Origin of the sequence: Paenibacillus jiangxiensis, from assembly GCF_046098255.1 — a bacterium.
Classification (GTDB): domain Bacteria; phylum Bacillota; class Bacilli; order Paenibacillales; family Paenibacillaceae; genus Paenibacillus; species Paenibacillus jiagnxiensis.
In genome coordinates this window covers 1-26,414 of the sequence record NZ_JBJURI010000042.1, presented here as the reverse complement: position 1 = coordinate 26,414, position 26,414 = coordinate 1, and the positions used below count along the sequence as shown (strand labels likewise).

Sequence of the window (26,414 nt, the reverse complement as noted above, 5' to 3'; positions counted from 1 at the left end):
GTTCATCCCCTCCCTGTTCAACCTTTTACCGCACCGGCCGCGATCCCGGATACGACGTATTTCTGCAGTGCCAGAAAAAAGATCACGATCGGCAGAATGCCGAGCACCAGCGCGGGCAAGGCCAGATCCCATTGCTTGGTGTACTGGCCGAACAGCGTATAGGTCGCAATCGGAATCGTACGCTTGTCCGGATCGGTCAGGATCAGCGACGGCAGCAAATAATCGTTCCAGATCCAGAGCGTATTCAGAATGAGCACCGTAATAATCATCGGCTGAAGCAAAGGCAGCACTACCCGAAAAAATACGCCGTAACGGTTCGAGCCGTCCACACGGGCCGCCTGTTCGATCTCAATCGGCACCGTTTTGATAAAGCCATGAAACAGGAAGACGGACAGCGGCGCGCCAAACCCCAGATAACACAAAATGAGCCCAGGAATGCTGTTGTTCAGGCTGAGCATGTTCGAAATCTCCATCAGCGGCAGCATAATGGACTGGAACGGAATGACCATGGCCGACACAAGCAGGCCGAACAAAACGCGGTTAAACAGCGAGTTGTTCCGGACCATCTGGTAAGCCGCCATCGAGTTGATCATCAGCAGCAGCACGTTGCTGGCGATGGTGACAAGCAGCGAATTGCCAAAGGCTGAAGGAAAATCGATGGATTTCCAGGCCTCAGCATAGTTGGAGAAATGAAGCGCCGACGGCAGAGCCGCCGAATGGGTCAAAATCTCGCCGAAGGGCTTGACTGAATTCACCAGCAGAAAATAGAACGGTACGAGAAAAAAAAGACCGATCACAATGAGAAGGGCTTCAACGAGCAGCGTGCCTGTTCTGTAACCGGATGTTTTTGGCATTACATTTCGACCTCCCTCTTCTTCGTCAGACGAACCTGGATGCCCGTAATGATGGCCACGATTACAAAGAATATCATCGCTTTCGCCGTGCCGAGACCCAGCCGGTTGTTCGTGAACGCCTCGTTATAAATGTCCAGCGCCACGGATTCCGTGGATTTGAACGGCCCGCCCTGCGTTAGCGCCAGATTGAGCTCAAACACCTTGAACGACCAGGAAATCGCCAGAAACAGGCATACAGTCACCGCAGGCATAATGAGCGGAAAAACAATACTGCGCAAAATCTGCCACCGGTCGGCACCGTCGATCTGCGCGGATTCCAGCAGCGATTTGGGAACATTGCTCAGGGAGGATATGTAGATCACCATCAGATATCCGGCATACTGCCAGACAAATACAATGACCGTGCCCCAGAAGGCGGTCGGCCCGTTACCCAGCCAGGGCATCGTAAAAAAAGAAAGACCCGTCGCTTCACCGACAGCAGCGAACCCCCTTACAAAAATGAACTGCCAAATAAAACCGAGCAGCAGACCGCCGATCATGTTCGGCATGAAAAACACCGTCCGCAGAATACTCCTCGTACGCAGCGGCCTGGTCAGAAAATAAGCGAGGAAAAAGCCCAGGAGGTTCGTAAACAGCACACCACAGACGGTAAACTTGACGGTAAACCAGAAGGCATTGCGGAAATCGGGGTCCTGCCGGAAAATATGCAAATAATTGTCCAGACCGATCCAGGCCACATGGGCGGTAACCCCGTCCCAGTTCGTCATGGAATAGTACAGCCCCAGGAAAAACGGAACAATCATAATCAGGACGAAAAACAGAGTCAACGGTCCGACAAATATAAGCTGCTGCACAAGGCGTGCGGATTTGCTTGAGTTCATATTTTCGCTCCTTTGCTGTGATCTGAATTTTCTCTGTCAGGACAGTTTCCGTTTTCTAATTCAGGCTTTCCGCCGCTGTCTAATTTGCTATTACCCGAAAATGCGCATATCAACACAAAGAAACCGCCCGCATCCCTTAGGATACGGACGGTTTCTTATACCAGGCTATCGCCCGGGCAGACGCTTAATATTGAATCTCAGGGTAAATCGGGAATTGGTCGGTCAATTGGGTAACACGGCCGCGCAGCTCCGAGAGAATCGTTTCATCCTTCGGATTTTTCAGTGTTTTGGCAATAATCTGACCGATTTCGGTCATGGCGTTCTCATCCATGCCGCGTGAAGTAGCCGCAGGCGTGCCGATACGTATACCGCTGGTCACAAACGGGCTGGTCGGATCAAACGGAATGGCATTCTTGTTCACCGTGATGCCGATGGAGTCAAGCACATGCTCCGCGTCTTTCCCCGTAATGTTCAGATTGCGCGTATCAATCAGCATGAGGTGATTGTCCGTACCGCCGGACACGATATTGACACCTTCGCTGATGAGCGTTTCCGCCAGCACCTGGGCGTTGCGCACCACCTGCTTCGCATATTCGGTAAAGGAAGGCTGAAGCGCCTCTCCCAAAGCTACGGCTTTGGAAGCAATGACGTGCATGAGCGGTCCGCCCTGCGTGCCCGGGAATACCGCTTTATCGATAGCCTGCGCCCAGGCCTTGCGTGTCAGGATCATGCCGCCGCGCGGTCCGCGCAGCGTTTTGTGCGTCGTGGTGGTCACAAAATGGGCGTGAGGCACCGGATTCGGATGGATGCCTGCAGCGACCAGACCTGCGATATGCGCCATGTCCACCATGAACAGCGCGCCTACATCGTTCGCAATGGAAGCGAAGGCTTCGAAATCGATCGTGCGGGGATATGCGCTGGCGCCGGCTACAATGAGGCGCGGGCGGTGCTTGAAGGCCGCTTTGCGCACTTCGTCATAATCGATCAGAAAGTTATCTTCACGCACACCGTAAGCCACAAAATTGTACAACAGGCCGGATGCATTCACAGGGCTGCCATGTGTCAAGTGACCACCATGCGCAAGATTCATGCCGAGCACCGTATCGCCGGTATTCAACGCCGTCAGGTACACCGCCAGGTTGGCCTGTGCTCCGGAGTGGGGCTGCACGTTGGCATGCTCAGCCCCGAACAGCTCCTTTGCCCGGTCGCGCGCGATATTTTCCACAATATCGACATGCTCGCAGCCGCCATAGTAACGCTTGCCGGGATATCCTTCCGCATATTTGTTCGTCAGAACGGAGCCCATCGCCTCGATCACCGCTTCGCTCACGATATTCTCGGATGCGATCAGCTCAATGTTGTTCCGCTGGCGCTTGAGTTCAAGCCCCATCGCTTCCAATACAGCCGGATCATTCTTGCGCAAATTTTCCATCATGATAAAGTTCCTCCCCGCGATAATTGCTTGTTTGTGTTCTTATGCTTACTCTCTGTGCGGCGCAGCCCATGGACGACTCAACTGCAGCCGGCCCCGCCTTCCTCCTGCTCCAGCCGATACACCGCCCGCTCCCCACCGATCAGAGGGGGACGGGTAAAGGCCGCATTGACCCGCGCTTCCCCGATATAACGGAGGCTCGGCCGGAAAGGAACGGCCACCCTGCGCAAATGCATGCCGATCAGCGTCTCGCCGATATCGAGACCGGCATGCGCTTCAATCGTTTCGGCCAGGCATGGCTCCTTCATCGACCTGAAGGCTGCCGCAGCCATGGAACCGCCAGCCTTCGGCACCGGCACGGCTGCCACTTCCTTCAATCCTAGCCTTTCGAGGACGGATCTTTCCAGGACAAGCGCCCTGTTCAAATGCTCGCAGCATTGGAAGACAGCATCAAAGCCGTATTCCTGCTGCACCTCCCTAACGCCCGCCAGCAGCTGCTCGGCTACCTCCAGCGCGCCGGACGTGCCGATACGCCGCCCGGCCACCTCGCTGGTGCTTGCACCAATCACCAGCAGCCTGCCCGGCTTCAAATCCGCGGCCGCTGCCAGCTCCCTTAATATGGCGCGCAGGCCGGCTGCCGTCTCCGCATGCTCCATCTCAAGCCCCCCTTGTTCCGCTGTCCAGCATAGTTTCAGCTTTCATTATAGCTGATTATGCCCGCCTTTGATTCGACAAAAACGGGCCGCTGCCGAATTGAAACAGAAGAAGCCCTGCTAAACGAAAAAAGAGCAGTCCGCGACTGCTCGCGGAATTGCTCTTTTGCCCAGGCGACCGGCCGTATGATCCGATGCTCCACCGTGGTTTAACCCACTCTCGTCGCCAGTCACACCGGATTCTCGTTCATGTACCCTTATCTTAATTTATCAAAGCAGGGAAATCAACAGCAATCTGCACCAAAAATCGCCCGCCGGCGTTATTATTTCCGGTTTTCCAGCTTATCCGCCAGGCGGTGCAGCGCAGTACGGATTTCCGCCGCTGCGATATCATAATCCTCCCTCGATCCGCCGAAAGGATCGGAGATATCAAAGCTCGGAATCCGCTGCCGGATTTCAATCATGCGCTCCCTTTCTTCTCCAGAAAGCTCCTGGCCGAGGGAGGCCATTATTTCCTGGGAGGCGTACAGACTGTCCAGCTCCTGCAGATCGTTCAGCACAGCAGGGTCATTCTCCACGTATTCCTTCAGTGTGTACGTCTTCCCGGCTGCTGCAGGAAAACGCTGAATCACCTGCCGCTTATGGCTCTGCGTAAGAGTCAGGATCAGATCCGACCATTCCACCAGCTCCCGGTGCAGCGATGTGGAACGGAAAGGCTCGCTGATTCCGTGATCGCGCAGCACGGCCTCGGCATGGCGGGAAAGGGACGTGCCATCCATTGCGGCTACTCCTGCCGAACGCACCTCCAGCCCAAGCTGCCGTTCAACGGCCAGCTTGCGCAGCATCGCTGCAGCCATGGGGCTCCGGCATGTATTGCCTGTGCATACAAACATAATATTTTTCATGAATTCCCACCTCCAGCTCTCCATGCTGCTAATTGTAAATTAAAAAATAAACATCATTCCAAAGGCAAATAAAATGGCCCCGCCGATCGCCTCTCCGTATTCACCCAGATTGCGGCTGACGCGTCTTCCCAACAGAAGACCAAGGACTGACATCAAACCGCCGGCGCCGCCGAAGGCGGCAACCGTCAGCAGCAGATTACTCCGGAACATACCAAGGGAAACCCCCACCGAAAAGGAGTCCATGCTCACGCCAAGCGAGTACAGGATCACTCCGACGGAAGAGCGGTAATCCAGCATCGGAACGCTTCCCCCATATATCGAATTATAAATCATATGACAGCCAAGCAAAATGAGCAGGCCACCAGCCGCAAATGTCGCTACATGCCCGAGCACTTCACTCATGAATTGCCCCGTTAATATGCCCAGCAGCGGCATCACCATGTGGAACAAGGCAACGACCGCACTGATTCGGAGGATATCGTTCAGCCGAATGCCCTTCATCCCTACACCGATTCCGAGCGAAAAGGCATCCATCCCGAGCGCAAAGGCCATGATCAGAACGGTCAGAAGTTGTCCCATATGGGAAGTGGCTTCAAGCATGTTCATTCCTCCATGTACATTTTCAATCTGTACACGATATGCGGACAAGGAGGAAACTAGTACATGCTGTGTTCATGGAAAAGGCTCTGGGTCGCATGGAAGCCCGGAACAATCCCGGACGCTGCCGGCTACCCGCGGGCTTCTTCTGCGCGGATCACCCGGTGTCCGGCCGCCTTCAACAGCCGGTTCATGACGGCCGCGCCCAGCCCGTGCGGAGGGCAAGCCTCCGCGAGGATGAAGGTAATGCCATCCTCGTCACAGCGGCGCAGCACCCCGTACAGGCGCTGCCCCGCCTCCTGCAGCGTGGCGAGACTGCCAAGCGAGTATACACGCTGCCCGATATAATCGGCCGCATGCTCGTCGAAAGCGAGCACGGCCGTACGCTCTCCGCTGGCCTCCGCCACGGCCAGCTCGCGCCGGATCAGGCCCGTTACCGCTGCCGGGGACGGGCCTTCCACCACGCTTAAGCGCCCGAGGGGCGCGTAATGCGTGTACTTTACCCCCGGCGAGCGCGGAGCCGGGGTGTCGGGGCCTGCGTCGCCCGCCAGGCCCGGGTCGGTCGTGACGGCCGGGCAGACGGCGGCGAGCTGCTCCGCAGTGATGCCGCCGGGGCGCAGGATCGTCACGGTGCCGTCGTCGCCGGCCTGCACCACGGTCGACTCCAGCCCCACGCCAGTAGGGCCGCCATCGACGATGCCGCCGATCCGGCCCTGCAGGTCCTCGCGCACATGCTCGGCAGTCGTCGGACTCGGGCGGCCGGAGCGGTTTGCGCTTGGCCCCGCCACAGGGCAGCCCGCCTCGGCAATCAGCCGCAGCGCCACCGGGTGGTCAGGCATCCGGACGGCGACCGTGTCCAGCCCGGCCGTTACGCGTGGAGACAGCACGCCCGGCTTGACCGGAAGCACCAGCGTGAGCGGCCCCGGCCAGAACGCCTTGATCAGGGCTTCGGCCGTGCCGTTCACCTGCTGCACCAGCTCATCGAGCTGGCCGCGCCGCGCAATATGCACGATGAGCGGATTGTCCGAAGGCCTGCCCTTCGCGGCAAAAACCGCCTCCACAGCAGCGGTATTGCGGGCATCGGCACCGAGGCCGTATACGGTTTCCGTCGGGAATGCGACCGTATCACCCGCGCGCAGCAACGCAGCAGCTTCCCGCAAGGCTAACGCCGCAAACTGGGAGGGATGCCCTGTATACGAGCTCCCTCCCAGTTCAATAGTACCGTCTGTCACGGTTTCCTCCAGATTTTTCACGTTCCACCAGTACGTTGGACGCCGCCCGGCTTGCGGCCCGCCACCAGCAGCTTCAGTCTGCAGCTTTTCATCATCATTCATAATTGTTCATCCTATACTTTCTTGATTGGGTTCAAACTGTCCATATTGTTCAGAAAATTGCTTTCGTTTCTCCATTATAACATAGTAAGAAAAACGTTTATCGACGCACTTGCTAAGAAAACAGTCCGCTGACCCAATTCCAAAAATCAACCGCTTTATCCACCAGATAGAAGCGTACCTCAACCTGTTCTTCTTTATTCTCACCTTGTCCGTCATTTTCACCGGCTGCAGCGGCCTTGTCGGCTCCCGGGGAGTTGTCCGCCCCGACGAAGCACAGGGGAGGAAACAGCACACACCACCAGTTCTTGCCCGCGCCCTCTCCCAGCGTAATGCGGACGGCCTCGTATTGTCCGGCCGGGTACACCCTGCTGCCGTAAATTTTAGTCGGAAATGGAACCTGTCCCAGCTCTACGTTATACGTATACGTCAGTCCTTGGCGGGCAAGCTCATGGCCTACCGTTTCCCGGATTTCCGGCAGCCGTGTCCGTACGATGCTTCGTGCATCCTCCAGACTCCGCGGCTGCTCCATTTCATCAATCCAGGTATTCATCTCGGCTACCACTGCATCCCGGACTTGTAATTTAACTAGCTGATCCGCCGGCAGATCGGAATTGGCAAGAATACGGAGCCGGATCGAATCATGTGGAATTACCGCGGCCTGCTGCACCCAACCAGGTACGGCTGCATCTACTTTTTGCCCCTCCCAGGACATCACTAATATAAATAAACATACTAGAATAATTACCGTTTGTTTGAATACCGTCTTCATTCCCGTTTCCCCCCGGTCGTCTTTATGTCTACCAGTATGTCCACCTGCCGGGGGGATAAACCTAGCAATCTATCAAATTTACAAAAAACAGGGGCCCCTCTCCCTCAAGAGAAAGAACCCCCGCGAACATACCTGTATTAAAGCTGCGCCTGCTTGATCGTCCGGGACCGGGCCGGATCAGGCAGATCATCGTCTATTTCCTGCCCATGGACACGGATGCTCATGATCAACCCCATGCTCGCCATGTTAATCAGGAGCGAGGTGCCGCCATAGCTGATAAACGGCAGCGTAATGCCTGTCAACGGCATGATGCCGATAAAGGCGCCAATATTCTCAAATATCTGGTACAGCAGCATGGACACAATGCCGACCACAATATACGGTCCTGTCCTGTCCCTGCATTCCAGCGCGATCAAAATCATGCGGTGAATCAGGATAAAATAGAGCAGCAGCAGTGCTGATGAACCCACAAAGCCGAATTCCTCAGCAATCACTACAAATATGGAGTCCGAGTATGTGTACGGCACACGGCCGGATTGGACCGAAGAACCCTGTAAAAAGCCTTCGCCGGTCATACCGCCGGACGCGATCGCCAGCTTGGCGTTCTCCGTATGCCACTTGGCTGCTGCGCTGGCTTCATCCGGCATTAGCCATGGATCGAGGCGGTCTGTCCAATGCTGCCGGCCTATATCTTTCATAAAGGTGTATATCTCTTCGTGAAAGGTAGTATAGGCCTTGATTCCGCCAACTACCGCTACCGAGAATATAATAAGACCAATAAGCGCATGAGATGCTTTCACGTTACCGATCCACAGCATACCTATAAGAATGACAATATAAGCGAGCGCATTCCCCAAATCATTCTGAGCCATTACGATAGCAAAAGGGACGAACGTTATCAGACCGATCAGAAGCACATCACGGACAAAACGAAGCTCGCTCTGCCGTCTGATCATCAGCATGTAGGCCAGACTGATGATCAGCGCAAGCTTGAAAAGCTCGGCTGGCTGGATACTGAGGCGACCAATCTTCAGCCATCCTTGCGCGTTGTTCAGGTTTTCCCCGAAAAAGAACACCAGCATCAGCACCAGCAGGCCACCCAGATAGATATATCTCGCATATTTGATAAAGATGCGGAAATCAAGCAGTGTCATACCGGCCAACGCCACAAAACCAATCGCATAGTTGGCAATAATACTGATATAATCGTTCTGATGCCCAGCCCAATAGCGGCCTGCACTATATACGGCAACAACACTGATCCCCATCAACAAGAGCAAAATGGTAATTATGGGGCCGTCGATTCTTTTAAATTTCTGAAGCATAGTTTCCCCCTGAAGCGAATTCTGAACATTGATCCAACAACTCCAACCATTCAGCTTTCTTCATTGTAAAGGATCGGCCGTCAAAAATAAAATGCGGGCTCAGTCCGCTATTCCCAGGACATGCCGTTCAATGCCCGCCAGATCAGGCACAATGACAATGCGGCTCCAATGGCCTGCCTCTTGCAGTAGACGAGCCACCTCACGCGCCTGCCCCATGCCCAGCTCGAAGCCGATCAGGCGAGGCGGTGCAGCCAGCACTGGCAGCTGGCTCACCATTGACCGGAACGGATCAAGGCCATCCAGTCCGCCATCCAGCGCCGTGTGCGGCTCATGATCGCGCACCTCCGGCTGCAAGCCTTTAATGTCGGCAGCGGGAATATATGGCGGGTTGGACACCAGAATGTCCACCGTCTCCCCGGCGAAGGGCATTAACAGATCGCCTTGGCGCAGCTCCACGGAGGCACCATTCGTCTCCGCGTTCCGTGCTGCCACCGTCAGCGCAGCCGCTGAAATATCCCCTGCCGACACCCGCCAGCGGGGTCTTTCAGCCGCCAGCGTCACGGAGATTGCGCCGCTGCCGGCGCCAATGTCCAGCACATGCGGCGTGCCTCCCGGCCACAGCCGGTCTCCGTGCTGCATGATGGCCTCCACAAGCAGCTCCGTCTCCGGACGGGGAATCAGCACCGCCGGAGTTACGCTGAAGGGACGGCCGTAAAATTCCTGGGAGCCGATAATGTACTGCGCGGGCTCTCCCGCCGCTTTGCGGTTCACCACAGCCTCCCAATCAGCCGCACGCTCCGCCGGAAAAGGCTGGCCCAGCTCTGCGTAGAAAGCCGTCCCCTCCAGTCCAAGCACATGCTCCAGCAACAGCCGCGCGTTATGCTGCGGCTCCATCACCCCGGCAGCCGCCAAAAAAGAAGAAGCCCCAGATAAGGCTTCTCTGATGCTTCGGCCCGGTGACATCCGATAAGTCGCGCGTTCCAAAGCTTTATACCTCTTGTGCCATCAAATCGGACTGCTCCGCAATGGTCAGCGCCGATACGATCTCTTCGATTTCGCCGTTCATGACATGGTCAAGCTTATGCAGCGTCAGACCAATCCGGTGGTCGGTTACACGGCTCTGCGGGAAGTTATATGTGCGAATCCGTTCACTGCGGTCGCCCGTCCCTACCTTGCTCTTGCGTTCACCGGCATACTTGGCTTCCTCTTCCTGGCGCATCATGTCGTAGATACGGGCGCGCAGCACCTGCAACGCCTTCTCTTTGTTCGAGTTCTGTGATTTGCCGTCCTGGCAGGTCGCCACAATGCCGGTAGGAACATGGGTTACACGCACGGCGGATTTGGTTGTGTTAACCGACTGGCCGCCGGCACCGCTGGAGCAGAAGGTGTCGACACGGATATCCTTGTCAAGAATTTCAATATCCACTTCTTCCGCCTCCGGCATTACCGCTACCGTAGACGTGGACGTGTGGATGCGGCCGCCCGACTCCGTAGCCGGAATCCGCTGCACCCGGTGTGCGCCGCTTTCGAATTTAAGCTTGCTGTATGCGCCACGGCCGTTGACCATGAACGTGACCTCTTTGAAGCCGCCGAGATCGTTCATGTTCGCATCCATCAGTTCCACGCGCCAGCCCTGGGTATCCGCGTAACGGGTATACATGCGATAGAGATCAGCCGCGAACAGGGCCGCTTCATCCCCGCCGGCAGCGCCGCGGATTTCCACGATCACGTTCTTGTCGTCATTCGGGTCCTTGGGCAGCAGCAGCACGCGGATTTTCTCTTCCAGCTCCTGCTTGCGGGCGGAAAGCTCCTCGATTTCCATTTTGACCATATCGCGCATGTCGTCATCAAGCTTTTCGGCCAGCATCGCTTTGGCGGCATCCAGCTCTTCCGTCACACTTTTATATTCGGTATAAGCCTCGTAGGCGGGCTGCAGATCAGATTGTTCTTTGGAATAATCCCTCAGCTTCTTGCTGTCGTTAGCCACATCCGGATCACAAAGCAGCTCGCTCAACTTCTCATAGCGGTCCACTAAAGATTGCAGTCGATCCAACAAGGGAATTCACCTCTTTATTCATCAAAGTTTCATATCTATGTTTTTATACAATTACTATCTTTTCAACACTTTATTATACCATCTTAACAAGTGAATAACTACTGGCAAATCCGCGTTTCCAAAAAATTATGCAGGATGGTTCAATCATGCCCCTCATCGGAATCATACGGCAAAAAAGCGGCCGCCCTGGGCTCACTGCCCGGCTGCGGCCGCCAGAAGGCAAGGGACATGGAACTTCGCCCGCCTGTATAGTTTAAATTAAACGTTGAAGCGGAAGTGCATGATATCGCCGTCCTGTACGACGTAATCCTTGCCTTCCAGACGCAGCTGGCCGCGTTCTTTGGCCCCGTTCATGGAACCCGCCGCCACCAGATCGTCATAAGACACCACTTCTGCACGAATGAAACCGCGCTCGAAATCGGTGTGGATTACACCTGCCGCACCCGGAGCCTTCGTGCCTTTGCGGATCGTCCACGCACGAACCTCCTGCACCCCGGCCGTGAAGTAAGTGTACAGCCCGAGCAGACGGTATGCCGCCTTGATGAGACGGTTGAGCCCCGACTCTTCCAGTCCCAGCTCCTCCAGGAACATGGCCTTGTCCTCGCCCTCCAGCTCAGCGATTTCAGCTTCCACTTTGGCGCTGATCGGCACGACCTCGGCGTTCTCTCCTGCCGCAAACTCGCGAACCTGCTGAACATATGGATTGCTGTCCGCATCCGTCACGCCGTCCTCGCTGACATTCGCCGCATACAGTACCGGCTTCATGGTGAGCAGGTGCAGATCGCGGATCAGCAGCTTCTCGTCATCCGTCAGCTCCAGGCTGCGCGCGGGCTTGTCGTTGTACAGCGTCTCCTTGAGACGCTCCAGTAGTTCCACTTCCTGCAGGGCAGCCTTGTTGCCGCCCTTCGTGTTCTTGCGGGCACGTTCAATCCGCTTGTCCACGCTCTCCAGGTCGGCAAGAATCAGCTCCAGATTAATCGTCTGAATATCGCTGACCGGGTCCACTTTGCCGTCGACATGCGTAATATTCTCATCCTCGAAGCAGCGGACGACATGCACAATGGCGTCCACCTCGCGAATATGGGCCAGAAACTTGTTGCCAAGGCCTTCGCCCTTGCTCGCGCCGCGCACCAGACCGGCAATATCCACGAATTCGAAGGCGGTCGGCACCGTTTTATTCGGCACAACCATCTCCGTCAATTTATCAAGACGCTCGTCCGGAACCTCAACTACGCCGACATTCGGATCAATCGTGCAGAAAGGATAATTGGCGGACTCGGCGCCAGCCTGTGTGATCGCGTTGAACAGCGTCGATTTCCCGACGTTCGGCAGCCCGACAATTCCAGCTTTTAAAGCCATAGTAAGAACAACTCCCGTTTATATGAAATAAAAAATGTAAACACCATTTTGGATACACCAACCTACATTATATATGACAACCTGTGCAGGCGGCAACCGGAGAAGCGGACTGTTCAGGCCGTTAAATCTCTTTGCTCATCTGGATATCCGTAACGGTGTACCCAACGCTTTTGTACAGGTGCAGCGCCCTATCATTGTGTCCGAACACGTGCAGACCGATTCGGGTTGCCCCCGCCTTGCGTGCCTCTTCTTGCAATGCCGCCATGGTCAGCCTGCCGTAGCTCTTCCCCTGGTATTCCTCATAGATGAGAATGTCCAGCAGGAACGCCTCGGTGCCCCAGGGGTGCTGCATTATATTAAACCAGATGTCCCCGATCTCCAGTTCTTGTCCGTCTTCATCAAGTACGATGGCATACAAATAAGCATCCGGCGTATCCAGTCCCGTAGGCAAAAATTTACGCACACTCTCTTGGGAACGCTGCAGCGCTTCTTCTGCCGTCCAGTCCCCTGACTTTATCTTATCCTCCGCGAAATCTTTAATTGTTCGTTGTTCAAAACGCCCGTATTGTTCAGCATTCATTGGCTTAAGCGAGATCATTGGCCCCATCCCCTTCAGTATCGGATTTATGAAGGCCACATGGACGCCCTTCTCGAATCCTTTGAGTATACCTTTGAGTATAATACGAATGCCACTCAAATACACCACCTGAAGTGCATACTCCTGACATTAACATACACAATATAGGAAAGGAGGGAAAAGAATGGACAAGCTGCTCGCCAAATTGGCAGTGCACGGTATCATGATTACCTCACTGCTTGTATTGCTGTCTAATGCTTCTTTGGTCGGAGCCCTGTTTACCGCGCTCGGAATCTGGATTACCGCTTATGCGATCGGTGACTTGCTGATTTTGCCGAGTTTGGGTAATACAGTAGCGACCGTTGCCGATGCCGGTCTGGTATTTCTGATGCTGTGGCTGATCAGCGGCGCTGCGGGTTGGACCCTGTCATTCACCGATATGCTGTTGATTACGGTGCTGGCAGCCATTTTTGAGTACTTCTTTCACATCTGGCTGCTGCGTGATGATCGTTCGGTTAAAAAACAGCGAGCTTGAAGCTTGGCGCAAAAACAGCGAACCTGAAGCCCGGCGCAGAAACAGCGGCAACCCGCATAATCAGGATGCCGCTGTTTTTTTATCCTCTATTTCATTTGAAGCTAAACATAAAGTGAGGGAGCGCTCAAGCGTCAAAATGATTTTCTGCGCAGCCGCGTAGTGTTCCGCAGCGCCTTTACATCACCTGCTCCAATTCCGAACATGACCGTCCGCAGCTCCAGCTCCACCTGGGCCAGCCTGCCGTGAAGCGCCTGCTCAGACGCAACGGCCGCCCCGAGCAAGGAGCGCCCAAAGCCCGCCAAATCCGCTCCCAGCGCAATCGCCTTGGCGGCATCCACACCGCTCTGCAGCCCGCCGCTGCCGATGATGGCTCCCTTGCTTTCAAGCGCGCTTACCTCAGCAATACATTCCGCAGTCGGGTTGCCCCAGTCCGCGAAGGCCTCGGCCGCCGCCCGTTTGACCGGATCGGGATTGCGGTATTTCTCGACCTGGCTCCAGCTTGTCCCGCCCGAGCCGGCCACGTCGATGAACGCCGCACCGGCCGAGTACAGCCTCGAAGCCGTCTCGCCGTCAATTCCCCAGCCGACTTCTTTAACCCCCACAGGCACGGAGAGATTGCGGCATACGCGCTCTATCCGCTTCAGCAGCCCGGAGAAATTCGTATCCCCCTCAGGCTGAAACACTTCCTGGATTCCGTTCAGATGAAGAACAAGCATATCTGCCCCCGCAATGTCCACTGCGCGGCGGCATACTTCTTCATCGTATCCATAATTGAGCTGCACAGCCCCAAGGTTGGCGATCACCGTGATATTGGGGGCGTAGCGGCGGACATTAAAGGTTGCGGCCAGTTCCTCTTTTTCCACGGCCGCACGCACCGATCCGACGCCGAGTGTCCAGCCTCTGGCTTCAGCGGCGGACGCAAGCCGCTCATTAATTCTCCCCGTTTCCGTGCTGCCCCCTGTCATCGAGCTGATCAGCAGCGGTGTCCGCACAGCCCGGCCAAGGAAGGTGCTACCCAGATGAATGGACGCAAAATCAAGCTCAGGCAGCGGGTTATGCTTGAACGCATACCGTTCCAGGCCGCTTGTGATACCCCGTCCAGCCACGTCCTCTTCCAGACAGAGGCGCACATGCTCAATTTTGCGTTCCCCGGTCCGCCCTGCGGGCAGCAGCGAGTCGCCTTCCTTATCTTCGCGCCGGTTTTCATTGGTTTGATCACTCATGTAAAGCTCCCTTGTCTCATTTATCGGTACTCATTTTTCTCTATTTTGAATTTCCCTATTTAGATAGTATAACATCGGACCGTATTTACAAACCAAAATATACCGACTGGATTTATATGAACATGCCGCCGCTTCCTATCCTTCGAGAAAAAAATAGCAGGCTGCTTCCGCCCTTTGACATATAACATGAGCTGTGAGAATATAAACTAACGACCGTTAGGTAGGTGAATAAATGCAGTGCGTATGGAACATATAAGGGATGTAGCCCTGTCCCATTTTGCAAAGTATGGCTACGAAGGCGCCTCTCTCGGCAGCATCGCTGAAGAGGTAGGCATCCGTAAGCCTTCGCTGTATGCGCATTTCAAGAGCAAGGAGGATCTGTTTCTGAAGGTGGTTGTCCACGCGTTCCATCTGGAGTCGCGCAGAATTTTTGGCTATTTTGCCGACTGCCGTAATGCAGGCACCGAGGCGCTGCTTAGAGATTTTTTTGACTGGTTGGAGAAGGAGTACGAGAGCAGCAGCACGGCGAAGCTGGTGCTGCGGATGTGCTTTTTCCCGCCGCCGGCGCTGTGTGATGAAGTGATGGATATCGTATGCCCATTTCTGGAGCGGCTGGAGCGGATGCTGGCACGGATGCTGCGCCGGACGGAGCATCGTGGCACCGCAGAGGCGGACAACGCTGCACTGGCTTACATTACGCTCGTTGACGGCACGGCCGTGGAGCTGCTATTCGTCGGCCCGGATAAATACCGCAGACGTGTCAATGCCGCCTGGCCTATATTCTGGCAGGGCATGAATTGCTTAAAGGAGAAGGAGACAAAATGAACCGCAGCTGGTTGTACGTTATTTTGGGAGGTATCATAGAGGTCGTATGGGTGTCCGGTCTCAAGCATGCCGCCACACCGATAGAATGGATCATCACCGTACTGGCTATTGGAGCCAGCTTTTATCTGATTATACAGGCGGCCAGACGCCTGCCAGTAGGCACGGTATATGCCGTCTTTACGGGACTCGGCACCGCCGGAACGGTTGCAGCCGAAATGCTGGTGTTCGGCGAGCCCTTTAACTGGTTGAAGGTGCTCCTGACTGCAGTGTTGCTTGCCGGGGTGGTCGGCCTGAAGCTTGTGACCGACTCAGGGGCACGGGAAAGGGGGAACGCCTGATGGCCTGGTTCGCATTAATCCTTGCCGGCAGCTCTGAAGTACTGGGCGTTATCGGCATGAAGGGCATTACCATGGGCAAAGGGTGGCGCTCCTTCGCCTTGATGGGCCTCTCGTTCCTGTTCAGCTTTTCGCTGCTCAGCTATGCGATGCAGTATCTTCCGATGGGTACGGCTTACGCCGTATGGACAGGGATCGGCACCGTCGGCAGCACCGTAGTCGGCATGCTTCTGTATGGAGAGGACAGAGACTGGAAGAGAATACTGTTTATCGCGATGATTTTGGCTGCCGCCGCCGGATTGAAGCTGATATCCTAACCTCCGGCAGCCGCAGAAACAGGGGGAAAGAAACCTTGATCACAACCGTAACACTGAATGCTGCCGTTGATAAAATCTACACTGTGCCCGGCTTCCGCCCTGACCAGGTGCACCGGATTACGGAAAGTGTGACCGTACCCGGGGGCAAAGGAGTCAATGCCGCCCGGGTTATACATACGCTGGGCGTACCAGTAAGGGCGACCGGCTTTGCGGCAGGCCATACCGGCCGTATGCTCATCGAGGGGCTGCGGCAGGAAGGGGTAACGGCCGATTTCGTGACCGCAGCCCACGGCGAAACCCGGGTGGCCATCACGGTGCTGGACCCGGCTGCCGGCACACAGACGGAGCTTATCGAGGGCGGCCCAAATATCGGGCAGGACGAGCTGGCTGCGATCCGGGACAAGGTACGGCTTCTGGCGGCGGATTCCGCCTGGGTCGTATTGTCCGGCAGCCTGCCTGCCGGCTGCCCGCAGGGGCTGTACGCCGAGCTCTGCGAGCTGGCGAAGGCGCAAGGGGCCCGGGTGGCGCTCGACGCTAGCGGCGATGCGCTCCGGGAAGGGCTGCGCGGGCGGCCCGACCTGGTGAAGCCGAACGAGGAGGAAGCCGCCCGCTTCGCGGGCATCGCACCCGGCGGTGGACCGGACGCGATGCACGGGGCTGCCGCCAAGCTCGTGCAGGCCGGAGCCGGCCTGGCCGTCGTCTCGCTTGGCGCGGACGGCGCGCTGGCGGCCACCGCCGCCGCCAGCTACCGCGTGACGCTGCCCGCGGCTGACATCGTCAGCCCGCTCGGCAGCGGAGACGCCATGGTCGCCGGGCTGGTGACCGGCGACCTGGCGGGCCTCGGCCTGCCCGCCATGCTGCGGCGGGGGGCGGCCTGCGGCACGGCGGCCGCGCTGCATGCGATGGCCGGCCGTGTCACACCCGCGGATGTCCTGCGCCTGGAGCGGGACATCCGTGTGGAGCGGCTGTAGCCCGCGTCACGGCTTCACGACTCCGGACTTGAGATCAGCCGCAGCCGAGGGCTGCTCCGCTCGTGTAAACAGCTCCAGCATGGCCAGCCGCAGGCTCTGCATCGCATCCTCCCTCGCCATCGGGATGTGCCGGACCAGGTCTGCGGCTTCCGGCTCGAACCGGCGCAGCAGCTCCAGCATTGCCCCCGTTTCCTTCTGTCTGGCACGATGCAGCAGCTCTAGAAATTCCCGGTCCGACGCAAATGGTCCAACATCCGCTGCTTCCATCGGCTCACCCCCTGCTGTGACATATGCAGCTCGGCTGCAATCTGTCTTTCGGTCTGTCCCTCCACATAGATACCGCACATGATTCTTTTACCGGTGGACGATGGCAGTCCATCAAGCACCTGATCCAACCAGATGCGTTCTTCCACCTCAGCATGTGGACAATTGCCTGACGGCAAGCGTTCCACTGCCACAGCCATCTCCCTCTTCCGCTCCACCCGCGCCCGATACTGGAGCCGCCAGACGATTTTCCGCAGCTCGGCTCTGTACAGATTGACGATTGGCATTTGTTCGTCCGGCATATCATAAGACGTTCTGCACATTGGATTCCCTCCTCGCAAATCTCCATTTTCATACAGAAACACATGTTCTTATATAAAAAATAAACGATTTCCCTGCGGGCAGCGTCGGCAAAAAGAAGAAGATGCGGAGTTCTATCGCCGGAATAAGCTCCATGAAAAAATATTTTGCAAAGCCTCCAAGGTGCCATTCATTCCACACTGCGTCCTGACGATGATAGATACATAACCCCTAGCAAGACATCACTGGAGGCTGAATCCATGAACATCATCGACGCGCTGGTGCTTGCCGCGCCATATTTCAAGAGTCTGACCAAGGAAGACATCATGGTAGGAATTACGGATCACCAAGTTTTTCATTATTACACAGGATCTCAGGACATTGATTTCAAGCTAAAAAAAGGTGATCCTGTGCCTCCGGAAGACCCGTCACTCTCCAACGCGCTGAAAGGCCGTGCTACCGTAAACCGGCTGCCCGCTGAGCTGTACGGCTTCCCGATTATTTCCGCAGCTGTTCCCGTCTATGATACGGACGGCAGTATTGCCGGAGCCCTGGCAGTAGCCTACACACTGAAAGATGAAGAAAAAATGGAGCAGCTTACCTCCAGCATTGATGGGATCACGAACCAACTGGTCGATATGATCCAGAGCGTAGCCGCTCAGGCGCAGCAGCTGTCCGCCGCCTCGACCCAGATTCTTGATAACAGCCGCCAAGCTGTCACAGATTCCCGGGAGGTTAACAAAGTGGCCGGTCTTATCCGTGAAATTTCCGATCAGACCAATCTGCTCGGCCTCAATGCCGCCATCGAAGCTGCCCGGGTCGGTGAACTGGGGGCCGGATTCGGAGTCGTGGCCTCCGAGGTCCGCAAGCTCTCGGCTCATACCAAAGAGGCAACGGAACATATCGAGGTGTCCCTGAAGGATGTTCAACACGCCATCAAACGGATGGAAGGGGAAATCGAATCCATTGCAGCTTCCGCCAACGCCCAGGCAGAGCTGGTTACCGAATTCAGCAGAGTCGTTGACCAGTTGAATTCGGTCAGCGGAGAGCTGTCCGTATTTATAAGGTCGCTTGTCGGCACCGACAAATAAACAAAAACAGCCGTCTTCCATGCTCTTAACGGAAGACGGCTATTTTTTGGTGGCACAATGGACATTACTTCATCAACAGATTAACCGCCATATATACAGCTAATCCGAAAATCACGAGCGCAGACAACCTGTTCAGCTTCCCGCCGATTCCGCCAACCGGATCGATCCGCCCCAGTCCCCGGCCAGCTGCCGCCAGCCCCGCAAACCATAACCAGGATACCAGGGCTGCGGTCAACGCGAAGACCCAGCGCTCCCCTCCTTCATACTGCAGCGAGCTTGTGCCGATAACCCCCACTGTATCCAGAATGGCATGCGGGTTCAGCAAGGACACCGAGGCGGCGAAAGCCGCCTGACGCGTGGCAGAAAGGGGAGAAGACGTCCCGGCCCGCGACGGTCCCGAACGCCAGATACTCCAGGCCATATACAGCAGAAACAGACAGCCTGCCCCATATAAAATATCCGTCAGCCAGCTCCACTGCAGCATGAGCAGCGAAACGCCCCCAACCGCAAGGAAGATGAGCAGCGTATCGCAGACACCGGCCGTAATTACCGCTGGGAGTGCCTTTCTGAGGCTGGTCTGGCTGGCCCCCTGATTGAATATGAATACGTTCTGAACCCCAAGGGGCAAAATGAGCCCGATGGCGAGCAGGAACGCATGTACAGCAGCTTCCATCCGATTAAAATCCTCTCTGGTGTCAAACTGATTTATGTACATTACTCTAATGCGTTAATGTTAGCTTGTCACCAACCAAATTCCCGCAGCGGAGCCAGCCAAATCATTTGGACTCCTTCCAGTTTGTTATAAAACTATCGCCGCCTAAATACTTACTACGATCAAAGGCTCTATTCGCATCCTTACTCAAGAGGGAGTAATATTGAACTTAGTCATCAGTTATGACTAACTGGTTAGAGCACTCTCGGTGAAAGGAAATCCCATCATGCTGATTCCAGACTGGAAGCCTGATGCTTCATCCCCGCTCCCGGTATATAAACAGATTGAACAATATATCCGTGAAAAGGTTCTGCATGGCGAATGGCCGCCTGGAACCCGCCTCCCATCACAACGGGCATTGTCCATGCTGTTCGGGGTCAACCGCAGCACAGTGACGGCCGCCCTCAATCTGCTGTCCGCATCCGGCCTGCTGGAAGGCAACCGCGGCGGGGGAACCATGATACGTTCCGGGCCGCTGGAGCCATCAACATCCGCCGCGAAGGCTCCAATTTGGATGAATGCGGCTGACGAGGGCATCCACTATCCCAACCTGCCTGTCATTCAGACGATTAACCGCATGGAAGCCGCTTCTGGCGTCATCAGGCTCGGAACCGGGGAGCTATCTCCCGATCTGCTGCCCCATGACAGCTACAATCAGTTGCTTGCCGAGCTGTCAAGCTGTCGCCGCAGGCTGAGCTATCCCGAGCCGCAGGGCTGGCCCCAGCTCCGGGAGGCAATTGCCCGTCATGCGGCCGCAGACGGGATTCGGGCGAGCGCGGCTTCCGTACTGATTGTGTCTGGTTCGCTGCAGGCTCTGCACCTAATCTCCGTGGGCCTGCTGCCCCGGGGAGCGGCCATCCTGACGGAAAAGCCGTCCTATCTCTACTCCATTCACGCCTTTCAATCTGCGGGCATGAAGCTCATCGGGCTGCCTATGGACAATGAAGGACTGCAGACAGGCAAGCTGGCCGATGCAGCAGCGGCTTATTCCGCAAGCCTTCTCTACACAAATCCGACCTTTCACAATCCGACAGGCCGGACTATGAGCCTGGAAAGACGCATGCAGCTGCTTGAGCAGGCACGCGCATCCGGACTGTCCATCATTGAGGATGGAGCCTACAACGAGCTCTGGATTGACCTTGAGCCTCCTTCAGCTCTGAAATCCCTCGATTCGGAAGGAAGGGTCCTTTACACTGGCACGTTGTCCAAATCCTTCAGCCCAGGGCTGCGGATTGGTTGGGTGATCGGGCCGGAGCCGGTGATTGGGCGGCTTGCCGATATCAAAATGCAGATGGATTACGGCTCCAGCATGCTGTCCCAGGAAGCCGCCGCATTATGGCTATCTTCCGGCCGCCATGAGGCCCATATGGTGCATGTCCGTTCCAGGCTGCGCGAACGCCGCGATCATCTGCTTGAGCTGCTGCACCGCTTCTTCCGCGATATCGCGGAATGGGACAAGCCTTCCGGGGGTTTTTATATATGGATCAAGCTTACCGTAACCGTTCCGCTGCGGGCTTTGTTCGATGCCGCCCTTGCCAAGGGGATTTTGCTGAATCCGGGGGATATCTATGACCGGCACGACCGGAAGCATCTGCGTTTATCCTATGCTTACGCTTCCGCTGCCGAGATGAACGGCGCTGTACCAGCCCTATCCGCGATCGTGCGCAGGCTGGCAAAGGCTGAACGTCAGGAGTCCTGACCCCCGATGCCTTTTTCCTGCCGGATCCATTCGCACACACGGCGGTAATCGTCCGGCTCGTTCATATTGAAGAACACCTTGTCCGCTGACAGGGGGCCAGGGGCGGCCAGGGCTTTCCCTTCCACATACGCTGCATTGATCGTATCCAGCCAATCCTGCATCCGCAGCCGGCCGGTCTGCAGCCGTTCCTCCAGACCGGGAAGCACCCGGCGGTGATAGGCGGCCAGCAGCGGCTGCCTTCTGCCGCCAATAACCGGAATCACCGCGTCGCAGGCCTCATCCCTTGCCGTCAGCTGCCGCTCTTTAATCCATCGCTTCGCCACCTCCGCCCGCAGAGCCAGCAGCGTCTCCGCGTTCACAAGCGGCATATCACAGGCGCATACGATGTTCCACTCGGTTTCCGATGCCTGAAGTCCCGCATGCAGACCCGCGAGAGGCCCCTGACCGGGATAATGATCGGGAACTGTTTCCAGGCCTGCCGGTACGCCGCCGTTTTTGCAGCCTGCCGCAACCACCCGTCCGGCAGCCTGCTGCAGCTCCCCGGCGATTTTTTCAAGGACAGTCATTCCCTCCAGTTCCAGCCGCGACTTGTCCGTTCCCATACGCGACGATTTTCCTCCCGCCAATACAATGCCCGTTACCTCCAACTTCTTCGCCCCTTTTCTGAAGATTTCAGAAAGTATAGACTTCTTGGTATAAGCTTCCTGAAATCGCAAGAAAAACTACCGCTAAACGCGGTCTGTCTTCTTTGAATGTACGTCGATAGACGTTTTTCTTATTTTTCTCATGAAATATGCTTAATGAGTAATTGTTAACCCTTTCAATCAATGCTACATTGTTTAAAGATTCTCTTTCTTTTTTCCGATAAACTGCTTGAGTCCTTAACAGCTGTTGAAGAAAGGAATGTATGCGCTTGAGGAAAAGCAGTCCTCCACTCTACTCCCTGAAAATGTACAATTTTTTCATTTACGGGGCCATCGCGATTTTCTCAAGCTTCTTCCCGTTATATTTGCAGGAAGTCGGGATGGATAAGATCGAAATCGGCAGCCTGATGGCCATTGGCCCATTTGTATCCGTGTTTGCCAATCCTTTTTGGGGATATATGAGCGACCGGACGCAGAACATCCGGCGCACCCTGTTTCTAATGATGGCAGGAACGCTGCTCCTGCTGCAAGCTGTATTTCTTGTGAACACGTACACCATGATTTACATAGCCATGGTTTTGTTTTTCTTTTTCCAAAGCCCGCTCTTTGCCCAGACCAATAGCATGATTCTCAGCTACATCGAAGGCACCGACCGAAAATTCGGGTCCTTCCGGTTATGGGGCTCGCTCGGCTGGGCGCTGATCGCCGCAGCCTCCGGCTCGGTCATCGATTATTTTGGCACAGGCAGCATTGCGGCCGTTTTCAGCATTCTGCTGCTGGCTGCCGCAGGCGCAGCCGCGGTTCTGCCGTCGCTCCACAGTGCGCCGGACTCCCCTCCGATCAGCCTGGGCGGCTTCGGCAGGGTCATTAATAACGGATATTTTATGAGCTTTATCATTCTCGGTGTGCTGGTGTCGACCCCCAACGCCATGAACAGCGCCTTCGTCTCCCTTTATATCACGGAGCTTGGCGGCTCGAAAAGCATGGTCGGCTTCTCGGTATTCATGTCCTCCATTTTTGAGGTCATCGTTTTTCTCCTGTTCGACCGCTGGCTCAAACGGAAAATGACGGTCCTTACGGCCTGTCTCGCCCTTGTCAGCCTGTTGTTCGCCCTGCGCTGGCAGCTTATGGCGGCCGCCTCGAGTCCGCTCGATGTCGTGCTCATACAGGCGCTGCACTGCATTACATTCGGCGGTTATTTCTACGTTGGTACACAGCTGACCATGCTGTTCATTCCCGCGGAATACCGTTCCTCCGGCCAGGCGTTGTACACGCTTACTTGGAGCGGCATCTCCGGGATTGTGGCTGGCTTTGCCGGGGGTTGGCTCTTCCAGAGCTTCGGCGGTGAAATGATGTATAAAGCGGGGGTAATGCTGACCTTGCTTGGAGCGGCTGGGTTTGGAGTAATGTGGTATATGCTGTACAAGTACGGTTATCGTCCGCCGCTGGCTGAAAAAAAACAGGTTCCACAGAATGGCATTTAACGCGGAAAAATGAGGCACCGGAGATTCCGCGCAGGATCTCCGGTGCTGTCATTCAGTTCCGGAAGCCTCAATATTTCGCCGTTTCCGAAGAAGTCTGCTTCTGCCGGTTCAGCTTTGCGGAGCGGCGCGCCTTCAGCAAATTGACCAGCAGCGCGGTAACTCCCGTTCCGACGATGATCGCCAGGGCAAACATGCCGATGTTATCAATCGCTCCCACCACCGCTACAATAGGCCCGCCGTGCGGCACACTGTCGCCGACCCCGCCCATCATGGCCAGGGCGGAAGCAGCCATGGAGCCGATGATCAGGCTTGGGATCACCCGCAGCGGGTCACTGGCTGCAAACGGGATGGCTCCCTCCGTGATGCCGAACAGTCCCATAGCCAGGGCTGCCTTTCCGGCCTCCTGCTCCTCCTTGCTGTACAGCTTCTTCGCGACCAGAGAAGCAATGCCCATGCCCAGCGGAGGCGTACAAATCGCGGCCGCAATCGCCCCCATAATGGCTGTGTTGCCTTCTCCGATCAGCGACGCCCCGAAGAGAAATGCCACTTTGTTGAAGGGGCCGCCCATGTCAAAAGCAATCATCGCCCCCAGAATCAAGGCCAACAGTATCGCGCTGCCGCCCTGCATGCCGTTAAGCATCCCGGTAAGCCCGCCCATCATGACGGCGATCGGACGGCCCAGCAGCCAAATGAACGCGCTCGCCGTCACCAGCGACGCGACAATCGGAATAACCAGAATCGGCATAATCGGCTGAATCATACGTGGCACCTTCCACTTTTTCACCCATAAAGCCACATAACCGGCCAGGAAGCCGGCAATGATTCCCCCGATAAATCCGGCGCCTGCTTCACTGTCGTAGAAGCTGCCGTTTGCCGCAATATATCCCGCAATCATTCCAGGCGCAATTCCCGGACGATCTGCGATGCTGAATGCAATGTAGGCCGCCAGAATCGGCACCATGAACATAAAACCGGTCGCACCGATATCACTGATTCTCTGCCAGAATGAGCCTTCTGGAATCGCTAGGCCAGATGGGGTCGGCACGCCTCCGATCGCCAGCGAAACGGCAATCAGCAGACCGCCGATGACCACAAAGGGAATCATGAATGATACACCGCTCATCAGATGACGGTAAACAGGGGTCTGTCTCGCTTTTTGCTCGCTCTTGGCCTCCTCAATCCTCTTCAGCCCGCCTGCGGCCGGCCGGGCAGCCGCCACCTTGCCTTCCTGGAACAAACGGATGATCGCCGCCGGGTCTTTGATCGCTTCCATCGTTCCGCATTCATACAACGGCTTGCCTGCGAACCGGGACTTATCCACTCCTTTATCAGCCGCAATAATAACACCGTCCGCATCGATAATATTCTGTTCTGTCAACTCATTTTCCGTGCCTGCAGAGCCCTGGGTCTCCACCTTGACCTCCACACCGGTTTCCTGTCCCGCTTTCATGAGCTTTTCCGCGGCAATGTAGGTGTGGGCAATCCCCGTCGGACACGATGTAACCGCTACCAATTTCATCGATCCTTCCTCCCCTATCAACATTCATGGACACTAACATACACGAGGTCTATTGTTGCTTTCATCCGGCAAGTCATCTGGTATTCAATCTGTATACTTGTATCTTACAGCCCACAGAGTCCCCAATATGCACAAAAAGTTCCGGAATTTCCGGAACTTTTATACAGCAAATTTTAAAGATGGCAGTCCCTAAGCCATTTTTAATGACTTTTGGGACACCCCCCTTCGTCGCGTTCAGGCTGCAGGTGATCGTTGCTCGCATCACACGGCAGCTACAGGAGATAACGCACATAAATATATATGGTCGATATGACTATAGTCAGTAGCATGAGCGGCAGGCCATATTTCAAGTATTTCAGAAAAGTAATCGGGTGGCCCTCTTTTCCCGCAAGACCCGCCACGATCAGATTGGCGCTCGCGCCGATCAACGTGCCGTTGCCGCCCAGACAGGCGCCCAGAGCCAGGCTCCACCATAACGGCTCAAGATTGGTGACCCCCATCGTCCCCATGTCCTGAATGAGCGGGATCATGGTGGCCACAAACGGAATGTTATCCAGAAAAGCGGAAGCTATCGCGCTCATCCACAGAATCAGCATGGAGGCCGCCGTAAGGTCTCCGCCTGTAAGCTCAACGGCCTTGGAGGCCAATGCCGAAATCACCCCGGTTTCCACCAGCCCCGAGACCAGCACGAAAAGTCCGATGAAAAAAAAGAGGGTTGTCCATTCCACACGCGTAAAAGCCTGCTCCATCATGGACTCACCGGTAAGGAGCAGCAGGATGAACGCCCCGGCCAGCGCGACCGTCGCCGTCTCCAGATGAAGCGGCTGGTGAAGGAAGAAGCCCGCCACCGTCAGCAGCAGCATGCTTGTGCTTTTAACCAGCATCCGGCGGTCACCCAGCATTTCGGCTTCGTTCATCTCCATAATTCCCCGCTTCAACTCATCCGTTGTACGAAGCTGCTTGCGGAAGATAAGCATGAACAAGGGGATCAGCACAACCATAATGATCACCACAACAGGGGTCAGGTTCTGGATAAAAGCCATGAACGTCAGCTCCTTGACCGCACTGCCGATCATAATGTTCGGCGGGTCGCCGATCAGCGTCGCAGTGCCCCCTATATTGGAGGCGAAAATTTGCGTAATCAGATACGGCATCGGGTTTACCCGCAGCTGCCTTGTTATACTGAATGTAACGGGTACGGTCAGCAGCACTGTGGTCACATTATCCAGAAAAGCCGAACCGAAAGCAGTCAAGACAGCGAGCACCGCCAGAATGCGCAGCGGTTCCCCTTTGGCCAGTTTAGCCGCCTTTACTGCCAAATAATTAAACAGCCCCGTTTCTGCCGTTACGCTGACGATGATCATCATGCCGACAAGCAGCCCCAAGGTGTTGAAATCGATATGCTCAAGCGCCGTTTCCTGGTCCGTAATGCCTGTGGCAATGAGCAGGATGGCGCCCAGCATGGCGAGAATCGTACGATGAACCTTTTCCGAGATAATTAATGCGTATACAACCAGAAAAATAATAATGGCCCACACAGCTTGCTGATCCATAGTTCCTCCTTCGAACCAATAGCGTTGCAACAAATCTGACAAAGATACATTTCTAACCACAAACGATTCTAAACATTCCTGTGTATGCTAAGATTTCGTCTTTGAAAAAAACAGGAGCGCCTCGTATGATAGGGGTGTGACGGGTCAAAAGCCCTTAGAAAACCTATCAGGAGGCGCTTACTATGAAGTCTACTCGAATT

Annotated in this window: 27 protein-coding genes, 1 pseudogene and 1 riboswitch; of the genes and pseudogenes, 8 read left to right on the top strand and 20 right to left on the bottom strand. The window is 55.7% G+C overall.

All coding sequences use genetic code 11. The features are described 5' to 3' along the window. Window positions 1-17: 17 nt before the first annotated feature. The 13 genes from ACI1P2_RS28365 to ACI1P2_RS28305 form a co-directional block, all read right to left on the bottom strand. Entirely contained in the window at window positions 18-854 is an 837-nt protein-coding gene (locus ACI1P2_RS28365) for a carbohydrate ABC transporter permease (protein WP_355326347.1), read from the bottom strand. Beyond that, window positions 854-1,735 (bottom strand): carbohydrate ABC transporter permease, encoded by an 882-nt coding sequence (locus ACI1P2_RS28360; RefSeq protein WP_355326344.1) that lies wholly within the window; start codon window positions 1,733-1,735, stop codon window positions 854-856. Before ACI1P2_RS28360 ends, ACI1P2_RS28365 begins: the two co-directional genes overlap by 1 nt. A gap of 184 nt (window positions 1,736-1,919) precedes the next feature. Further along, the gene (locus tag ACI1P2_RS28355; protein WP_355326341.1) at window positions 1,920-3,170 is read right to left on the bottom strand and encodes a serine hydroxymethyltransferase; all 1,251 of its coding nucleotides are present in this window, start codon (window positions 3,168-3,170) and stop codon (window positions 1,920-1,922) included. Between the two features lie 77 nt (window positions 3,171-3,247). After that, window positions 3,248-3,823, bottom strand: a complete 576-nt coding sequence (locus ACI1P2_RS28350) for a TIGR01440 family protein (RefSeq protein ID WP_355326338.1) — start codon at window positions 3,821-3,823, stop codon at window positions 3,248-3,250. Between the two features lie 158 nt (window positions 3,824-3,981). Next, a riboswitch (ZMP/ZTP riboswitch) is annotated at window positions 3,982-4,064 on the bottom strand. 79 nt (window positions 4,065-4,143) lie between these two features. Continuing rightward, window positions 4,144-4,725, bottom strand: coding sequence for a low molecular weight protein arginine phosphatase (locus tag ACI1P2_RS28345; RefSeq protein WP_355326335.1), 582 nt, complete (start codon window positions 4,723-4,725; stop codon window positions 4,144-4,146). 39 nt (window positions 4,726-4,764) lie between these two features. Further along, window positions 4,765-5,325: a manganese efflux pump MntP gene (locus tag ACI1P2_RS28340; RefSeq protein WP_355326332.1), complete on the bottom strand. Its 561-nt coding sequence runs from the start codon at window positions 5,323-5,325 to the stop codon at window positions 4,765-4,767. 128 nt (window positions 5,326-5,453) lie between these two features. Beyond that, a complete protein-coding gene (locus ACI1P2_RS28335) occupies window positions 5,454-6,656 on the bottom strand; it encodes an L-threonylcarbamoyladenylate synthase (protein WP_355326329.1) in 1,203 nt (400 codons plus the stop codon). A 112-nt stretch (window positions 6,657-6,768) separates the two neighbouring features. Next, a complete protein-coding gene (gene spoIIR / locus ACI1P2_RS28330) occupies window positions 6,769-7,425 on the bottom strand; it encodes a stage II sporulation protein R (protein WP_355326326.1) in 657 nt (218 codons plus the stop codon). 137 nt (window positions 7,426-7,562) lie between these two features. Beyond that, window positions 7,563-8,750: an FtsW/RodA/SpoVE family cell cycle protein gene (locus tag ACI1P2_RS28325; RefSeq protein WP_355326324.1), complete on the bottom strand. Its 1,188-nt coding sequence runs from the start codon at window positions 8,748-8,750 to the stop codon at window positions 7,563-7,565. 99 nt (window positions 8,751-8,849) lie between these two features. Further along, window positions 8,850-9,713 (bottom strand): peptide chain release factor N(5)-glutamine methyltransferase, encoded by an 864-nt coding sequence (gene prmC / locus ACI1P2_RS28320; RefSeq protein ID WP_355326427.1) that lies wholly within the window; start codon window positions 9,711-9,713, stop codon window positions 8,850-8,852. Window positions 9,714-9,738: 25 nt separating this feature from the next. Further along, entirely contained in the window at window positions 9,739-10,806 is a 1,068-nt protein-coding gene (prfA, locus tag ACI1P2_RS28315) for a peptide chain release factor 1 (protein ID WP_355326321.1), read from the bottom strand. Between the two features lie 258 nt (window positions 10,807-11,064). Beyond that, complete coding sequence (gene ychF, locus ACI1P2_RS28310; RefSeq protein WP_355326318.1) at window positions 11,065-12,165, bottom strand: redox-regulated ATPase YchF; 1,101 nt, start codon at window positions 12,163-12,165, stop codon at window positions 11,065-11,067. 121 nt (window positions 12,166-12,286) lie between these two features. Continuing rightward, window positions 12,287-12,763: a GNAT family N-acetyltransferase gene (locus ACI1P2_RS28305; protein WP_408976368.1), complete on the bottom strand. Its 477-nt coding sequence runs from the start codon at window positions 12,761-12,763 to the stop codon at window positions 12,287-12,289. 163 nt (window positions 12,764-12,926) lie between these two features. Here ACI1P2_RS28305 and ACI1P2_RS28300 point away from each other — a divergent pair, with 163 nt between their 5' ends. Continuing rightward, the gene (locus ACI1P2_RS28300; protein ID WP_355326312.1) at window positions 12,927-13,277 is read left to right on the top strand and encodes a DUF2512 family protein; all 351 of its coding nucleotides are present in this window, start codon (window positions 12,927-12,929) and stop codon (window positions 13,275-13,277) included. A 131-nt stretch (window positions 13,278-13,408) separates the two neighbouring features. Here ACI1P2_RS28300 and fni read toward each other — a convergent pair whose 3' ends face one another. Next, entirely contained in the window at window positions 13,409-14,500 is a 1,092-nt protein-coding gene (fni, locus tag ACI1P2_RS28295; RefSeq protein ID WP_355326309.1) for a type 2 isopentenyl-diphosphate Delta-isomerase, read from the bottom strand. 243 nt (window positions 14,501-14,743) lie between these two features. Here fni and ACI1P2_RS28290 point away from each other — a divergent pair, with 243 nt between their 5' ends. The 4 genes from ACI1P2_RS28290 to ACI1P2_RS28275 all read left to right on the top strand — a co-directional run bounded on the left by ACI1P2_RS28290 (window position 14,744) and on the right by ACI1P2_RS28275 (window position 16,948). Beyond that, window positions 14,744-15,325 carry a TetR/AcrR family transcriptional regulator gene (locus ACI1P2_RS28290; protein ID WP_355326306.1) on the top strand — a complete coding sequence of 194 codons (582 nt, stop codon included), beginning with the start codon at window positions 14,744-14,746 and terminating at the stop codon, window positions 15,323-15,325. Next, complete coding sequence (locus ACI1P2_RS28285) at window positions 15,322-15,663, top strand: DMT family transporter (protein WP_355326304.1); 342 nt, start codon at window positions 15,322-15,324, stop codon at window positions 15,661-15,663. The genes ACI1P2_RS28290 and ACI1P2_RS28285 overlap by 4 nt, the downstream gene beginning before the upstream one ends. After that, complete coding sequence (locus ACI1P2_RS28280) at window positions 15,663-15,977, top strand: DMT family transporter (RefSeq protein ID WP_355326301.1); 315 nt, start codon at window positions 15,663-15,665, stop codon at window positions 15,975-15,977. Before ACI1P2_RS28285 ends, ACI1P2_RS28280 begins: the two co-directional genes overlap by 1 nt. Before the next feature lie 83 nt (window positions 15,978-16,060). Then, window positions 16,061-16,948 carry a 1-phosphofructokinase family hexose kinase gene (locus ACI1P2_RS28275; RefSeq protein ID WP_408976369.1) on the top strand — a complete coding sequence of 296 codons (888 nt, stop codon included), beginning with the start codon at window positions 16,061-16,063 and terminating at the stop codon, window positions 16,946-16,948. Between the two features lie 6 nt (window positions 16,949-16,954). Here the strand turns inward: ACI1P2_RS28275 and ACI1P2_RS28270 are convergent, their stop codons facing one another. Beyond that, window positions 16,955-17,215, bottom strand: coding sequence for a hypothetical protein (locus ACI1P2_RS28270; protein WP_355326295.1), 261 nt, complete (start codon window positions 17,213-17,215; stop codon window positions 16,955-16,957). Next, window positions 17,167-17,535: a sigma-70 RNA polymerase sigma factor region 4 domain-containing protein gene (locus ACI1P2_RS28265; RefSeq protein WP_355326292.1), complete on the bottom strand. Its 369-nt coding sequence runs from the start codon at window positions 17,533-17,535 to the stop codon at window positions 17,167-17,169. Before ACI1P2_RS28265 ends, ACI1P2_RS28270 begins: the two co-directional genes overlap by 49 nt. A 237-nt stretch (window positions 17,536-17,772) precedes the next feature. On the opposite strand from ACI1P2_RS28265, the gene ACI1P2_RS28260 reads away from it, so the two are divergent. Continuing rightward, window positions 17,773-18,603, top strand: coding sequence for a methyl-accepting chemotaxis protein (locus tag ACI1P2_RS28260; RefSeq protein WP_355326289.1), 831 nt, complete (start codon window positions 17,773-17,775; stop codon window positions 18,601-18,603). A gap of 64 nt (window positions 18,604-18,667) precedes the next feature. Here ACI1P2_RS28260 and ACI1P2_RS28255 read toward each other — a convergent pair whose 3' ends face one another. Continuing rightward, the gene (locus ACI1P2_RS28255) at window positions 18,668-19,276 is read right to left on the bottom strand and encodes a LysE/ArgO family amino acid transporter (protein WP_355326286.1); all 609 of its coding nucleotides are present in this window, start codon (window positions 19,274-19,276) and stop codon (window positions 18,668-18,670) included. A gap of 265 nt (window positions 19,277-19,541) precedes the next feature. Between ACI1P2_RS28255 and ACI1P2_RS28250 the strand changes: the two genes are divergently transcribed. Beyond that, entirely contained in the window at window positions 19,542-21,014 is a 1,473-nt protein-coding gene (locus ACI1P2_RS28250) for an aminotransferase-like domain-containing protein (protein ID WP_355326283.1), read from the top strand. On the opposite strand, the gene mobA is transcribed toward ACI1P2_RS28250, so the two are convergent. After that, complete coding sequence (mobA, locus tag ACI1P2_RS28245) at window positions 21,002-21,661, bottom strand: molybdenum cofactor guanylyltransferase (RefSeq protein ID WP_355326281.1); 660 nt, start codon at window positions 21,659-21,661, stop codon at window positions 21,002-21,004. The two genes, ACI1P2_RS28250 and mobA, sit on opposite strands and share 13 nt — an antisense overlap. A gap of 302 nt (window positions 21,662-21,963) precedes the next feature. Between mobA and ACI1P2_RS28240 the strand changes: the two genes are divergently transcribed. After that, on the top strand, window positions 21,964-23,142 hold the full coding sequence (locus ACI1P2_RS28240; protein WP_355326278.1) for an MFS transporter: 1,179 nt from the start codon (window positions 21,964-21,966) through the stop codon (window positions 23,140-23,142). A 130-nt stretch (window positions 23,143-23,272) separates the two neighbouring features. On the opposite strand, the pseudogene ACI1P2_RS28235 reads toward ACI1P2_RS28240, so the two are convergent. Both ACI1P2_RS28235 and ACI1P2_RS28230 read right to left on the bottom strand, forming a co-directional pair. After that, a pseudogene (locus ACI1P2_RS28235) lies at window positions 23,273-24,661 on the bottom strand (PTS fructose transporter subunit IIC); the annotation flags it as partial. Between the two features lie 272 nt (window positions 24,662-24,933). Continuing rightward, window positions 24,934-26,214 carry an ArsB/NhaD family transporter gene (locus ACI1P2_RS28230; RefSeq protein ID WP_355326273.1) on the bottom strand — a complete coding sequence of 427 codons (1,281 nt, stop codon included), beginning with the start codon at window positions 26,212-26,214 and terminating at the stop codon, window positions 24,934-24,936. Window positions 26,215-26,414: the final 200 nt, after the last annotated feature.